Source organism: Pseudonocardia abyssalis, from assembly GCF_019263705.2.
GTDB lineage: Bacteria > Actinomycetota > Actinomycetes > Mycobacteriales > Pseudonocardiaceae > Pseudonocardia > Pseudonocardia abyssalis.
In genome coordinates, this window is sequence record NZ_JADQDK010000001.1 from 3,907,926 (window position 1) to 3,922,561 (window position 14,636).

The 14,636-nt window shown below is 75.2% G+C and carries 8 protein-coding genes; 4 read left to right on the forward strand and 4 right to left on the reverse strand.

Annotated elements, in window-relative coordinates:
* The first annotated feature begins 13 nt into the window (after positions 1 to 13).
* Positions 14 to 6,187: a non-ribosomal peptide synthetase gene (locus tag I4I81_RS18890; protein WP_218616228.1), complete on the forward strand. Its 6,174-nt coding sequence runs from the start codon at positions 14 to 16 to the stop codon at positions 6,185 to 6,187.
* 76 nt (positions 6,188 to 6,263) lie between these two features.
* Here I4I81_RS18890 and I4I81_RS18895 read toward each other — a convergent pair whose 3' ends face one another.
* Together I4I81_RS18895 and I4I81_RS18900 are read right to left on the reverse strand one after the other, a co-directional pair.
* On the reverse strand, positions 6,264 to 7,277 hold the full coding sequence (locus tag I4I81_RS18895) for an ABC transporter substrate-binding protein (protein WP_218601746.1): 1,014 nt from the start codon (positions 7,275 to 7,277) through the stop codon (positions 6,264 to 6,266).
* 33 nt (positions 7,278 to 7,310) lie between these two features.
* Positions 7,311 to 9,164, reverse strand: a complete 1,854-nt coding sequence (locus tag I4I81_RS18900) for a siderophore-interacting protein (RefSeq protein WP_218601745.1) — start codon at positions 9,162 to 9,164, stop codon at positions 7,311 to 7,313.
* Positions 9,165 to 9,249: 85 nt separating this feature from the next.
* Between I4I81_RS18900 and I4I81_RS18905 the strand changes: the two genes are divergently transcribed.
* A complete protein-coding gene (locus I4I81_RS18905) occupies positions 9,250 to 10,815 on the forward strand; it encodes an AraC family transcriptional regulator (RefSeq protein WP_218616229.1) in 1,566 nt (521 codons plus the stop codon).
* Here I4I81_RS18905 and I4I81_RS18910 read toward each other — a convergent pair.
* Positions 10,767 to 11,465, reverse strand: coding sequence for a formyltransferase family protein (locus I4I81_RS18910; protein ID WP_218601743.1), 699 nt, complete (start codon positions 11,463 to 11,465; stop codon positions 10,767 to 10,769). The genes I4I81_RS18905 and I4I81_RS18910 overlap by 49 nt on opposite strands.
* 23 nt (positions 11,466 to 11,488) lie before the next feature.
* Here I4I81_RS18910 and I4I81_RS18915 point away from each other — a divergent pair, with 23 nt between their 5' ends.
* Both I4I81_RS18915 and I4I81_RS18920 read left to right on the forward strand, forming a co-directional pair.
* Positions 11,489 to 12,538, forward strand: a complete 1,050-nt coding sequence (locus I4I81_RS18915) for a FecCD family ABC transporter permease (RefSeq protein ID WP_218601742.1) — start codon at positions 11,489 to 11,491, stop codon at positions 12,536 to 12,538.
* The gene (locus tag I4I81_RS18920) at positions 12,535 to 13,659 is read left to right on the forward strand and encodes a FecCD family ABC transporter permease (RefSeq protein ID WP_226363454.1); all 1,125 of its coding nucleotides are present in this window, start codon (positions 12,535 to 12,537) and stop codon (positions 13,657 to 13,659) included. Before I4I81_RS18915 ends, I4I81_RS18920 begins: the two co-directional genes overlap by 4 nt.
* 5 nt (positions 13,660 to 13,664) lie before the next feature.
* Here I4I81_RS18920 and I4I81_RS18925 read toward each other — a convergent pair whose 3' ends face one another.
* On the reverse strand, positions 13,665 to 14,606 hold the full coding sequence (locus I4I81_RS18925) for a methylenetetrahydrofolate reductase (protein ID WP_225924633.1): 942 nt from the start codon (positions 14,604 to 14,606) through the stop codon (positions 13,665 to 13,667).
* Positions 14,607 to 14,636 lie beyond the last annotated feature (30 nt).

A 14,636-nucleotide genomic window follows, 5' to 3' on the forward strand; every position in this document is an offset into this window, starting at 1 on the left:
ATCCGGGAGGACCATGCTCTCCGCCGCACGCCCCGGGACGCAGCGCGCCCGGGCCGAGGACACCGACGTCACGGTGCTGCAGGAGCGCTGGAACGACCGCTCCGTGCCGTCGGTGTCGCAGACCGTCCCGGCCCTGTTCGCCGCCGCCGTCCGCGCAACCCCCGACGCGCCGGCCCTGGTCGACGGGGAACGGCGGCTGACCTACCGGGAGCTCGCCGAACGGGTGGATCGGCTCGCGCTCCGGCTCCGGGCCGCTCGACTGCCGACCGAGGGCGTCGTCGCGATCTGCATGCCCCGCTCGGCCGAGATGGTCGTCGCGGTGCTGGCGAGCATGGCCGCGGGCGGCGCGTTCGCCCCGGTCGACCCGCAGTGGCCCGCCGCCCGCCGCGAGCAGGTGATCGCGGAGTCCTCGGCGCGGATCGCCCTCGTCGCCCCGGGCGAGGACCTGCCGCTGTCCGTGGAGCGCATCGTCGTCGACCTCGACGACCCCGGCTCCGCACCGCCGCCGGCCCCGCTGCCTGCGATCACCGGCGACCGGCTGGCGTACGTGATCTTCACCTCGGGCTCGACGGGCACCCCCAAGGGAGCCATGATCCGCCACGAGGCGATCTGCGAGCGCCTGCTCTGGCAGCGCGACCACGTGCTCGGGTTCTCACCCGGCGACGCGTCGCTGTTCAAGGCTCCGCTCGCCTTCGACATCTCGGTCAACGAGATCCTGCTCCCGCTGGTCTGCGGCGGCTACGTCGTCGTCGCGGCGCCGGGCAGCGAGAAGGACCCGGAGCACCTGCTGCGGCTGATCGCCGAGGAGCACGTCACCTTCGTCTACCTCGTGTCCTCCATGCTCGACGTCCTGCTGGCCCTCGACGCCGCGGCCGGACATGACGGGGCCCGTCCCGACGGCGCCGGGTCGGCGCTGGCGGGCCTGCGGCACGTGTGGTGCGGCGGGGAGGTCCTGACCCCGGACCTGTTCCGCCGGTTCCGGCGGCAGCTGACCACCACGCTCTACCACGGGTACGGGCCCGCCGAGGCGACGATCGGGGTCTCGCACGTCATCTACCGGGAGAGCGCGGATCGGATCGCGACCTCCATCGGTCGCCCCAACCCGCACACGCAGCTCTACGTCCTGGACGAGGACCTGGCCCCCACCCCGGTCGGCACCGGCGGGGAGCTGTACGCCGCCGGGTTCCTGCTCGGCCGCGGCTACATCGGCCGCTCGGGGCTGAGCGCCGCCGCGTTCGTGGCCAACCCGTTCGACGACGGTACGGAACACGCGGGCTCCCGGATGTACCGCACCGGCGACCTCGCCCGCTGGACGCAGGACGGCACGCTGGAGTTCCTCGGCCGCGCCGACAACCAGGTGAAGATCCGCGGCCGGCGCGTCGAGCTGGAGGAGATCGAGGTGGCCGTGTCCGGCCACCCGCGCGTGCGCCAGGCGGCGGTGACGCTGACGACGAGCGCCACCGGCGCCGAGAGCCTGACCGGCTACGTCACCCCGATCTCCGACGCAGGGAGCCCCGGCGACGGAATCGACGTCGACGAGCTGCGCCGCTGGTGCCGGGAACGGCTCCCCGAGTACATGGTGCCCGCGACCCTGGTGGTCCTGGAGCGCTTCCCCGTGACCGTGAACGGCAAGGTCGACCGCCGGGCCCTGCCCGTGCCGCTCGAGGCGCCGACCGGCGCCCGCACCGCGCCGGGGACCCCCGACGAGCGGCTCCTGTGCGAGGTCCTCGCGGACGCCCTCGGCGTCGACGAGGTCGGTGCCGACGACGACTTCTTCGCCCTCGGCGGCGACAGCATCGTCGCGGTCACCGTGGTGCTGGCTCTGCGGTCCGAGGGGCGCACGCTGCGCGCGAAGGACATCGCCGCCCACCGCACCCCGCGCCGCCTGGCCGAGGCCCTCGGCGGCCCGGCGACGGACGGCGCCGAGCCCGACGACACACCGCTCCTGAGCCTGGACGAGGCCGACACGGCAGACCTCACCGCGGCGGGCCCGCGCGAGATCCTGCCCGTGACGTCGGTGCAGTCCGGCATCTACTTCCACTCCGTCGCCGCGACCGGCGAGGACCCCTACGTGGTCCAGCAGATCGTCGACCTGACCGGCCCGCTCGACGCGGCGCGCCTGCAGCGGGCCACCGACGCGGTCGTCGCGCGGCACGGGGCGCTCACCGCCGGCTTCCACCTCACGCGCTCCGGCCGGGTGGTCTCGGCGATCGGCGCCACGGAGCCACCCGGGTTCCGCACGCTGCGCGTCCCCGACGACCGGGAGACCGACGAGTTCGTCCGCGGGGTCGCCGACGAGGAGCGCCGCCGCGGCTTCGACCTGACCCGCCCCCCGCTGATGCGCTTCGCCCTCGTCGCCGTCGCCGACGGGCTCCACCGCCTGATCCAGACGGTGCACCACATCGTCGCCGACGGATGGTCGGTCGCCCTGGTCTGGGACGACGTCATGGCCACCTACCGCGGCGATCCCCCCGACGCGGACGCGCCGCAGCACACCGAGTTCCTCCGCTGGTGGTCCCGCGGCCGCGACCCGCAGGTCGAGGTGGCCGCCTGGACCGGGTACCTGGACGGCGTCGAGGGCCCCACGCTGGTCGCCGAGCACCTGCCGGTCCCCGGCTCCGGGACCGGGTTCGGCCGTCGCGCCCGCGCGCTCGACGGCCGCCACCGGGCGGCACTCACCGCCTACGCCCGCTCCCGCTCGGTGAGCGAGGGCGCGGTCATGACGGCCGCGTGGGGCGTCCTGGTCGGCTGCCTCACGGGCAGCACCGACGTCGTGTTCGGATCCACGACGGCCGGGCGCGGCGAGGACGTCGACGGGATCGACCGGATCGTCGGGATGCTGCTGAACACGGTGCCCACGCGCGTGCGCTGGTCACACCGCGACGCGGTGGACGACGTCGTGCACCGGTTCGTCGCGGCCGAGACCACCGTGCTCGACCACCAGCACGTGCCGCTCCTGGACGTGCACGGCGCGCTCGGGGTCCGCGAGCTGTTCGACTCCCTCTTCTCGATCGAGAACCTGCGGCGCCCCCACGACGACGGCGAGGTGCGCCTCGGGCGGATCGAGTACATCCAGGCACCGCACTACCGGCTGACGGCGCTGGTCACGCTGCACGAGTCGGTCTCGGTCGCGGTGACCAACGACCGCGGCGCCCTCGACGACGCCACCGCCGACCGGATCGCCGACCTCTACCTGCGGGTGGTCGAGCTGATCGTCGACGGCACGGACCGGCGGGCCACCGTCTTCACGACGCTGGGCGCACCGGACCCCGCACCGCACGCCCCGGACCCCACGACACCGCCCGCGCTGCTCGCGCACCGGCTCGCGCAGCGGTTCGGCGACTCGGCCGACGCCGCCGCGATCGTCCAGGGGGAGGTCGCGTGGAGCTACGCCGAGCTGGGCGGGCGGGTGAACCGGCTGGCCCGGCGCCTCGTCGGGTCCGGCGTCGGACCCGACACCCGGGTCGCGCTGGCCCTGCCGCGCTCCCCCGAGCTGGTCGTCGGGCTGCTGGCGGTGGTCACCGCGGGCGGCGTCGTCGTCCCGCTCGACCCCCGCCACCCCGCGGCCCGGCTGTCGCACCACCTCTCCGACGCCGACCCGGCGGTCGTCCTGGCCACCCGTGGGAGTGCCGCCGACCTGGAACAGGCGGGCGTCCGCCTGCCCGGCGAGGTCGTCCTCGTCGACGACCCGGCCACGGCGGAGCGGATCGCGGCGCTGTCCCCGGAGCCCCTCACCGACGCCGACCGACCGACCCCGCTGCACGGCGACCACGGCGCGTACCTCCTCTACACGTCGGGCTCGACCGGCGCCCCGAAGGGTGTACTGGGCACGCAGGCCGCACTGGCGAACCGGCTCGACTGGGCGCTGCGGCTGTGGTCCGACGGGGACCGCGCGCAGACCGGCGTCCATCTCGCGAAGACCTCGATCGGCTTCGTCGACGGCTCGACCGAGACCCTGGCCGCCGTGCTCGCCGGGCACGCTCTCGTGGTCGCCGACGAGACGCAGACCGCCGACGCCGACCTGCTGGCCGGCCTGATCGCCACCCACGGTGTCACGCAGACCACGGGCGTGCCGACGCTGCTCCGCGCGATCGCCGAGGCGGGCGGCCCCCGCCTCGCGGGCGTCCGGCGCTGGATCAGCAGCGGCGAGGCGCTGCCGCTCTCCGTCGTCGGGGCGATCGCCGCGGCCACCCCGGACGCGACGGTCGTCAACTCCTACGGGTCCTCCGAGGTCGCGGGCGACGTCACGTACGCGGAGGCCGCCGCCGCGGCGGGCGGTCCGACGACCATCGGTGCGGCGGTGCCGGGCGTCCGGACTCTCCTGCTGGACCCCTGGCTGCGCCCGGCCCCCGACGGGGTGGTCGGCGAGCTCTACGTCGGCGGCGTCCAGGTGGCCCGCGGCTACGTGGGCCGACCGGCGCTGACGGCGTCGCGCTTCGTGCCCGACCCCCTCGATCCGTCCGGCGGCCGCCTCTACCGGACGGGCGACCTCGCCCGCCGCTCCGCCGACGGGCGGTTCCACTACGTCGGGCGCCGCGACTTCCAGGTGCAGGTCAACGGCGTCCGCATCGAGCTGGAGGAGGTCGAGGCCGCGCTCGCGGCCGTGCCCGGCGTCCGCGGGGCCGCCGCGGCCGTGCACGAGTCGGGCCGCACCACGCGGCTGGTCGGGTACGTGACGGCGCTGCACGGCCACCGCCTCGACGAGGGGCGCGTCCGCGACGCGGTCGCCGCGACCCTGCCGATGCACGTCACGCCGACGGTCGTGGTGCTCGACGCCCTGCCGCTGACGCCGACCGGCAAGGTCGACCGCGCGGCACTGCCGGCGCCCGATCCCACCCGGTCGACGTCGACGCGGGCGCCCGCGACCGACGCCGAGCGGTGGCTGGTCTCGGCCGCGGCGGAGGTCCTCGGACTGCCCGCCGTCGGGGTCGACGACGACTTCTTCGCCCTGGGCGGGGACAGCATCTCCGCGATGGCGCTCGCCCGTCTCGCCCGCGGACACGGCCTGGACCTGGGCGTCCGCGACGTGTTCACCCTGCGCACCCCGGCCCGGCTCGCCGCCGCGCAGGCGGTCGCGCCGGCTCCCCCCGCCGAGCCGACGGGTGGCGAACCGGTCGCGATCGCGCCCACCGTCGCCCAGCACCGGCTGCGGCTGTCCGGTCTGCCCCTGGGCGGATTCGTCCTCACCGAGGTCGTCGCCCTGCCCGGCCCGGCCGACGCGGGGGCGTTGCGCTGCGCCGTCGGCGCGGTCCTGCGCGACGTCGACGGACTGCGGCAACGGGTCACCGCACGCCACAGGCTGCTGTGGACGACGGAGATCGCCCCGTACACCGACGAGGTCGCCGCCGGGAGCGCGTCGGTCCTGGACGGGGACGCGGTCCGCGACCAGCTCGTCGCCCGGGTCGACGTCACGGCCGGACGCACCCTGCACGCCGCGATCGTGGCGTCGGCCGGGGGCACCGACCTCGTCGTCGCCGTCCACGGCCTGGCGGCCGACCGCGCGACGCTGCACCATCTGGCCGCCCGGATCGCCGCACACCTCGGCGGATCCGCCGCGCCCGCGCGGGCCCGGACCGTGGCGGAGGCGACGGCCGCGCTCGCCGGGCTCGTCCCGACGATCGAGGCCGACGCCGCGGCCGACGGCTGGATCGACGAGCTGCTCGCGCTCCCCGCCGCGGTCGAACCGGCGCCGCGGGACCGGTTCGCCTCCCGCCCCGTCTCCGCCTCTCGTACCGTGCCCGGGACGGGTGGGCAGGCGGCAGTGCAGGCGGGGTTCACCGCCGCGGTCGCCGCGTGGTCGGACACCCCGCGCACGATCGACCTGGAGTGGGATCTGCGCACGCACCTGCGTGCCGACCCGGGCACCCTGCCCGGGGCGTTCACGAGCGTGTACCCCGTCCTCGCGGGCACGGGGCCGGCACCGGCGTACGCACCGTGGCAGGAACTGCTGCGCCACCTGGGCAAGGCGAGCCGCCCGCGCCTGCGCCGGGCGCCCCAGCCGGGCGTGCTGCTGACCCGACTGTTCGGACCCCCCGCCGATCCCGGGCGTCCGGAGGGCTTCGAGGCCCTGTACGACGTCATCGCCCGCTACACGCTCACACCGGACGGCGTCGAGCTGCAGATCCTCGGACCGGCGGCGTCGGAGGCGCTGCTCGACGGCTGGGCCGCCCGCCTCGCGACGTCGTAGACCCCGCACACAGGGACGAGGGCCCGGCCGTCCGACGACGACCGGGCCCTCGTCCCGTGCTGCTGGTGCTTCCGGATCAGCGAGCCTGCTGCAGGGCCGGCAGGATCTGGTCGAGCCACCACTCCTCGCTCGCGGAGCTGCCGCCGTTCACGGCACCCCACTGTGTGCTGTCGAGGTAGAACAGCGCGCCGTTCTGCGCCGCCGGCAGGGCCGCCACCCGCGGGTCGGCCTCGAGCGCCGCGCGGAACGCACCGCTGGGGTCGCGGTGCTCGGTGGCGATGAACACGACGTCGGCGGTGAGCTGGTCGGCGTTCTCCAGGGAGAACTTCGGCGCGTCGGGGGCCTCCGCAGCGGTCAGCGGCTGGCCTTCGCCCGCCGTCATCCCCAGGGCCATGACGGGCGCGGCGCCGTACTCGGTCAGCCAGAGCTGGTCGCCCTCGCCGAGGGCCGCGATGTAGAACGTCTTGCCCTGCAGGTTCGGCAGCTTCGCGGCCGCCGCGGCGAAGGTCGCGTCGTACTCGGCCTGGGCCTCGGCGACGACGGCCGCGTCGTGGCGGGTGAGCGCGGCCAGCGAGGTCAGGTCGTCCTGCCAGCTGGTGTTGGTGCCCTGCTCGGTCCCGACGTACGTCGGCGCGATCTGCGAGAGCTGCTCGTACGTCGCCTCGTCGGTCTGCCAGATCGTCGTCAGGATGAGGTCCGGCTGCAGAGCCGCGATCGCCTCGGCCGAGGGCAGGTAGTCCGCCGTGAACAGGTTCGGGTCGGGATCGGACCCGAGGCCGCCGTCCAACCACGGGTAGTAGAGCGGCACCTCCTCGGCCGTCGTCAGGTAGTCCGCCCACGCGACCGGCTGCTCGTCGAGGAGGTTCAGCAACTCGACGTGGCGCGAGGAGAGGGCCACGATCCGCTCGGGCTTGTCGTCCAGCGTGATGTCGCCGTAGGCGGTGGCGATCGTGACGGCGTCGCCCGCGGGAGCGGCCGCCGGGGCGTCCGTGGCCGGCGCACCGCCGCCGCACCCGCTCAGGACGAGGGCGGCGCCGAGCATTCCGGCGACCAGCGAGGTGAGACGCCGGCGCGTCGTGAGCTGACTCATGCGGTGCGTTCCTTTCTCTCTCGGGGGAAGGTCTCAGCAGGTGACGAGCTCGCGGAGCACGGTGCCCCAGCCGATGGCCCGGGTACCGGCCTCGCGCAGCCCGGCGAGGGCGACGACCGCGCGCAGCTCGTCCTCGGTGCGCAGACCGGTGCCGTCGCGGGTCAGCGCGAGGAGGTCCGCCTCGCCGTCGTGCTCGTCGAGCTGCTCGGTGTCGAACAGGTCCTCGATCAGCAGCACCCGGCCGCCGGTGGGGAGGTTCGCCGCGGCGGCGCGGAGCGTGGCGGCCGCGTCGTCGTCCGGGAGCGCGCCCAGCGCGAAGACGAGGAGGACCGCGGCCGCGTCGGGGGCGGGATCGATCACCGTCTGCTCGATGACGCCGATGCGCTCCCGGTGTGCCGCGTCGGGGACGGACGCGGGCAGGTCGCGGCGGAGCCAGTCGGCCTGCGCCGGCAGTGCGCTGATCGTGACGCGCAGGCCGGGGTGCCGGGCGGTGATCTCGCGTGCTTCGACGCCCGCGCCGTCGGACCGGATGACGAGGTGCTCGACGCCCTCGAACGCACCGGAGTCCGCGAGCGGGGCACCGAGGTACACGGCACCCTCGGCGACGCCGTCCAGGAGCCGGTCCTCGAACGGCTGCTTCGTCCGCAGCTGCGCGAACTCGCTCCCGGTGACGGACGCGTACGAGGCCCTCCCGGAGCGGACGGACTCGGCGAGGCCGAAGATCCCCTGCGCCTGCCGCCCGTACGAGCCGTTCGGGTCGAGGAGGCCGGCCCAGTAGTCGTCGGCGAGGAAGTCACCCACCTCGGTCAGCGTGAAGCGGCCCGGCTCGTCGTCCCCGGTCTCCGCGACGACGTCGATCGAGCGCAGGTAGCGCAGCAACTTGCCCAGCGCCCGCTCGTCGCTGCCGGTCCGCGCGGCGATCTCCGCCGCGGACGCGGCACCGGCGGCGAGGAGTGTGCCGATCCCCAGCTCGACCGCGACGCGGATGGCGATCGCCGGGACGAGGTCGACGAGGTCGTGGAACCTCTGGAACGCCTCGGTGTTCCTGTCCGGGTCCGGGGTGGCCGCGTCGTCGGCGAGCACGACGACGTCGGCCCGCTTCCAGTACCCGGTGAAGTCGATGTCCTTCTTGGGCATGCCGCGGTCCTCGACGAGGTGCCGGCGGATGTCGCGGACCACGGTCCGCTCGCCGGCGACCCACGCGAACGGCGCGCCCGGCCACCAGGCGGCGCCGCGGACGGCGTCGCGCAGCAGGTCGGTGGCCCCCTCGCGCACGAGCCAGGTGACGGTGACGCCGGGCAGCTCCCGCAGGGGCTGGACGTGGCTCCGCTCGGCGACCTCGACGAACACCTGTGCGCGGGTGTCCGCGGGGGCCTCCTCCAGCAGCCGGCCGATGGCGGGCAGGGCGGTCTCGTCGCCGGCGACCAGCAGCCAGTCCGACGGCGGCGGCGGGCCCGAGGACGAGTGCGGGCCGAAGAAGTGGATGCGGTCGCCGGGCTCGGCGCGGTCGGCCCAGGTCGCCGCGACCCCGACCCCGTGCCGGACGACGTCGACGTCGAGCTCCCCGGCCCCGGGGTCGTAGCGACGCACGGTGTACGCGCGGTAGAGCGGGCGCGCGTCCTTCGCCCAGTCCAGCTTCCCCTGCGCCTGCACGGGGAGCACCGGCTCCGACTGCCCGGGGTGGGCGAAGAGGAGCCGGATGTCGTCGTCGAAGCCGCCGCTGACGAGGTCCGGCTGCGGCAGGCCGTTGTCGGAGGTGAACGCACGCAGCTGGGCACCGGTGAAGGTCACGCGGCGCATCCCGGGCGTGATGTCCTCGATACGGGACACCTCGACCTCGCGCAGGGTGACGGGGTGCACGGCGAGCGCGCGCGACGTCGGAGGCACGGTGTTGATATTAGGCAACGGTAACCTCAGAATAGGGTGCGGAAGCTGTCAGCTGGTTGTCACCGGATCGGAGGAGCGCAGCAGGGTGCTGAGCACGGACCCTCCGCCGATCCCCGCCGGTCACAAGGCCGCGCGATGGGAGGCGCACGCGCGCGACCACCTCATGATGTGGGTGCACACCGGCCGGGCCCACGTGCGCCTCGCGGACGGGGAGCGCCACCGCGTCGACGAGGGCACCGGCATCTGGCTGCCGCCGGGCCCCGACCACGAGATGTGGACCGAGGCCGGCTCGGTCGCCGTCCCCGTGTCGGTGCCGGCCGCCGCGGTGCCCGACGCCCCCGACCGGGTCGTCCGGTTCGCCGTCGAGGACCGCTGGCGCGACTGGCTCGTCGCGCGGTACGCGCAGGGCATGCGGCGCCACGACGGCCCGCGGACGTCGGACCTGCTCGCCGTGCTCACCGCGGCGGGCCCGGAACTGCCGCGCACGGGGGCACCCGCCGACGACCCGCCCGCCGTGCCGCGGGCCGGTGCGGCCGCCGCCGTCGCGCGCGAGCTGCGGCGACAGCCGGCACTGGACCACACGCTCGAGGAGTGGGCCGCCGCCACGGCGTGCAGCCCCAGCACCCTGCGCCGCCAGTTCCACCACGGCACGGGGCTGTCCTTCGCGCGCTGGCGGGCGCTGTGGCGCCTGTCGGTCGCACGCGACCACCTCACCGCCGGCGGTACGGTCGCCGACGCCGCCGCGCGTGCCGGGTTCGCCGGCCGCCAGAGCTTCGCCCGGGCGTTCCGGGAGCGCTACGGCACCGCCCCGCGCGACTACGCGGCACGGGTCGGGGCCCTCGCCCCGGCGCGCCCGCGCCCCCGCGCCCCCGCGCACTCCTCCGATCCGCCCCGCGCGACGGGTCCGGTGCGGTCGCAGGGGGTGGCCGGGTGGAACGAGCTGACCTGGATCTACCGGGGCGAGGGCCGATCCCGTGTTGGCGACGCGAGCTTCGCGACGCGACGCGGCGACGCGGTGTGGGCGCCCGCGGGCACGGAGTACGAGAGCCTGCTGCCCGCGGGCTCGATCGCGGTGCCCCTCGGCGACGTGTGCGCCGACTGCGTGCACGTCCCGGAGCCGGTGAAGGCCCGCTTCCCGCCGAGCTGGGACACCTACCTGCTGCACTGCTCGGTGAGCGGCAACACCCTGCTGCACCCCACGGGCTACCACGTCCGGCACATCGTCGGCGTCTTCGACGCCCAGCTCGCCGTCGAGCGCGCCCGCACGGTGCCGATGCCGACCGACGTGCGGGCCCGCGCGGTGGCCGACGGGTTCCTCCGCCGGGTCGGCGCCGGGGACGCGGCGCACGACGTGCCCCCCGAGGTCCACGCCGCGTTCCGTCGCGAGACGGGCATGACGTTCGCGAGCTGGCGGCACGCCGCCCGCATGCGCATCGCCCGCGACCTGCTCGTCGGGGGGACCGCGCCCAGCGCGGTCGCCGGCCAGGTCGGGTACGGCCGCGTCGCGAACTTCAGCCGCGCCTTCTCCCGCTTCCACGGGACGGCACCGCGCGAGTGGCAGGCACACGAGCTCGAGGCACCGGCGGGCCGGGGCGCAGGGGGCTACGCCGCGGGGGCCCCGCTGCGCGCCGCCGCGAACAGCTCCGCGTAGGCCGGGTGGAAGTCCTCCAACACACCCAGGTCGGTGGCCCGGGCGAAGGCGGGGTCGTCGCGGTGGGCCGCGATCCCGGCCAGTCGCGCCATCCCGAAGTACTCCCCTGGCGCCTCCGCCGCGTCGTGGGGCGCGGGCGCGCGGTCGAGGGTGTCGAGGTTGTCGGCGAAGATCCGGTGGCAGGCCTGCGTCACCTGGATCGACAGCTCCTCCAGGGTCGCCGTCGGTGACACCGGGAACGTCCGCCGGTCGACGACCGCCCCCGTGTCGATCCCGGCGTCGACCCGGTGCAGCGTCACGCCGAACTCCGGCTCCGACCGCAGGATCGCGAACGCCGCCGCCGCCAGCGGGAGCCCGCGGTAACCGGGGAGCGGGCCCCCGTGGACGTTCACGATCGTCAGCCCCAGGTCCAGGACCGGTGCGCGGAAGAGGAACGGGTTCCCCGTCGAGCACACCAGCCGGTCGCCGCAGGTGTCGTCGAGGAACCCTGCCAGCTCGTTGACGTCGTCGGTGGCCCGGCACTCGAGCCCCCGTGCCCGCGCGGGCACCGCCTCTCCCCGGGGATGGACGACCGCGTCGACCGTCCGGCCCGCGGAGACGGCGTGCGCGGCGGCGCGCCACACCAGTGCGCCCGAGCCGACGATGATCATGAGAGTAGGCTACCCTAATTCCGATGGAGACCGCGACGGCCACCCGCAGCCCCGTGGCCCGCGGTCCGGTGACGGCGTCGAACCGGCGCCGGCTGCTGGGCCTGCTGGCCGCCCTCGCGGCGCTGGCGGTCCTCGTGCTGGTCGGCATCGCGGTCGGGTCGAGGGACATCCCGCTGACCACGGTCGTCGACGCCCTGCTCCACGACACCGGGGAGGGCGACGCCTACGTCGTGTGGAGCCTGCGCGTGCCCCGCACCGCGGTGCTCCTCGCCGTCGGGATCGCGCTCGGCGTCGCCGGCATGCTCATCCAGGCGCTCACCCGCAACCCGCTCGCCGACCCCGGGATCCTCGGGGTCAACGCGGGCGCGGCGCTGTTCGTCGCGCTCGGGATCGCGGTGTTCGAGGTGTCCTCGCCCGGCGGGTACGTGTGGTTCGCGTTCCTCGGGGCGTTCCTCGTCACGGTCGTCGTGTACCTCATCGGTTCGGCGGGCCGTGCCGGCATCGATCCGATCCAGCTGACGCTGGCCGGCGTCACGCTCGGCGCGATGCTGTTCGCGGTCGTCAGCGCGCTGACGCTGCTGAACCCGCGCACCTTCGAGCAGATGCGGAACTGGAACGCCGGCAGCGTCGTCGGCCGCGGCTGGGAGGTGCTCCTGCCCGTCCTGCCGTTCCTCGTCGTCGGCGTGCTCCTCGCGGTCGCCGTGGCGGGGCCGCTCAACGCGATCGCGCTCGGCGACGACCTCGCGAAGTCGTTGGGTGCGCACATCGGCCGCACGCGCGTGGTCGTCGTCCTCGCCGTCACGCTGCTCGCCGGCGGGGCGACCGCCGTCGCGGGGCCGATCGGGTTCGTCGGCCTCATGGTGCCGCACGTCGCCCGGTGGATCGTCGGGCCCGACCAGCGCTGGATCCTCGGCGCCACCCTGCTCCTCGCCCCGTCCCTCCTGCTGGCGGCCGACATCGTCGGCCGCACCGTGATCCGCCCCGGGGAACTGCCCGTGGGCATCGTCATGGCCTTCGTGGGCGCGCCGATCCTGATCCTCCTCGTCCGCCGGCGGAAGACGAGCGGCCTGTGACCACCGTGAGGCCCACGAGCACGAACACCGTGAAGCCCGCGGGCACCGGGCAGTCCGGGAGCACCGGGAAGTCCGTCGGCACCGTGGAGTTCGGCCGCCGCACCTGGGTCCTGCGTCGCAGCCGCATGGCGCTGCGCTGGCAGGCGCGCACCCTGGTCGTGAGCGCACTCCTCGCCGCGCTGACGGTGGTCGTCACCTCGTGTGCGCTGGCCCTCCGCGACTACCCGCTCTCGCTCGCCCAGGTGTGGGCGGCGCTCACCGACGACCCCGCGGCCGGGTTCGCGCGCACCGTCGTGTTCGAGTGGCGGGCCCCCCGCGCCATCGCCGCCGTGGTGTTCGGCGCGGGCCTGGGTGCCGCGGGTGCGGTGTTCCAGTCACTGACCCGCAACCCGCTCGCCTCCCCCGACATCATCGGCATCTCGGCGGGCTCGTACACGGGCGCACTCATCGTGATCGTCGTGGTCCAGGGCTCCTACCTGCAGCTGACCGCGGGCGCCTTCACCGGCGGCATCGCCACCGCGGCGGTCATCTACCTCCTCGCCTGGCGGCAGGGCGTGCAGGGGTTCCGTCTCATCATCGTCGGCATCGCGATCTCGGCGATGCTGACGTCGTTCAACACCTGGCTCATGCTCTCCGCCCAGCTCGAGGTGGCGCTGGCCGCCGCCGCGTGGGGCGCGGGCACGCTGGGCGGCCTCGGGTGGCAGGAGACGCTCGTCGGCGGCGGCGTGGTCCTCGCCCTCCTGGTCGTGCTCGCGACGTTCGGGCGGGCGCTGCGGCAGCTCGAGCTCGGTGACGACGCCGCACGGGCCACCGGCACCCGCGCCGAGCCCGTCCGGCTCGCCGTCATCGTGATCGCCGTCGCCCTCACCGCCGTCGTCGCCTCCGCGACGGGGCCGATCGCGTTCATCGCCCTGGCCGCCCCGCAGATCGCACGGCGCCTGTGCCGCGCCCCCGGCATCGCCGTCGTGCCCTCCGCGCTCACCGGTGCGGTGCTGCTGGCCGCCGCGGACGTGGCCGCGCTCAACCTGCTCCCGGTCGCGCTGCCGGTCGGGGTGGTCACGGTCGTGCTCGGGGGCGGCTACCTGCTGTGGCTGCTCGTGCACGAGGTCCGGAGCCGGTAGCCACCTCACGCTCGGTCCAGCTGCCCCCGGATCTCGCGGACGAGGTCGATCGAGGCGTCGATCTCGACCTTGCGGTTGGTGAGGCTCTCGACGTTGATCCCGAACGGCAGGCCGAGCCGGCGGCAGAACGCGATGAGGATCCGGGCGTTGACGACGCACTGCTCGTAGGACACCGCCAGCGGGTCCCCGGACCGGGCGATCTCGGTCCGCAGCCAGCCGGGGACGTCGATGCCGAGCCAGGACATGAACTCCAGGGTCTTCACCGAGCCGCACGGCGCCAGGGTCAGCACGACCGGCCGCGGGTCCAGACCGAGGTCGCGGCAGCCGTAGGCGTAGTCGGACAGCAGGTTCCGGGTGCGGTCCAGGTCGTAGCAGACCTGGGAGACGAAGAACTCGCAGCCGGCATCCTGCTTGCGCAGCATGCGCCGGTGCTCCGCTCCCGCGGTCGAGTGCCGCTCGGCGATGACGACGCCACCCATGCGCGGCGGACGCGGGAGCCCGGCGTGCCGGCGGTAGGCCTCGGGCAGGCTCGTCCGCACCACCTGGTCCCGGGACGCCGCCCCGACCAGCACGGTCAGCACCCGGTCCCGGTGGGTCTGCGCCAGCCACCGACCCAGCTCGTCGCCGGTGTACTTGCCCACGGCGCGGTAGACGACCACCGGCCCGGCCCAGCCCGCCAGGTGCCGGTCGAGGAAGACGGCCGGATCCATCATCGGCATGAACGGGAACGGCCGCGGCGTCGTGGCCCGGTCCGCCTCGGCGTCCACGTCGTAGAGGACGAGCCCGTCGACCTGCACCGACCGGAGCCGGGTCAGGGCCGCCTCGGCGACGGCGTCGGCCTGTTCCGGGGTGGTGCCCGCCCGCGGCGGGGTCAGGCCGTAGAGCAGGACACCGTCCCGGGCCCTGGCCAGGAGCCCGGCGGCACCGGTGGTTCCGCGGGAAGCCATCCGTCCATCATGGCGGGCGGCGGGGGCCCC

Bases quoted from the DNA above. Each gene is read 5' to 3' on its own strand.
- I4I81_RS18890 (WP_218616228.1), top strand. From the start codon at position 14: ATGCTCTCCGCCGCACGCCCCGGGACGCAGCGCGCCCGGGCCGAGGAC.
- I4I81_RS18895 (WP_218601746.1), bottom strand. From the start codon at position 7,277: ATGAGTCAGCTCACGACGCGCCGGCGTCTCACCTCGCTGGTCGCCGGA.
- I4I81_RS18910 (WP_218601743.1), bottom strand. From the start codon at position 11,465: ATGATCATCGTCGGCTCGGGCGCACTGGTGTGGCGCGCCGCCGCGCAC.
- I4I81_RS18915 (WP_218601742.1), top strand. From the start codon at position 11,489: ATGGAGACCGCGACGGCCACCCGCAGCCCCGTGGCCCGCGGTCCGGTG.
- I4I81_RS18925 (WP_225924633.1), bottom strand. From the start codon at position 14,606: ATGGCTTCCCGCGGAACCACCGGTGCCGCCGGGCTCCTGGCCAGGGCC.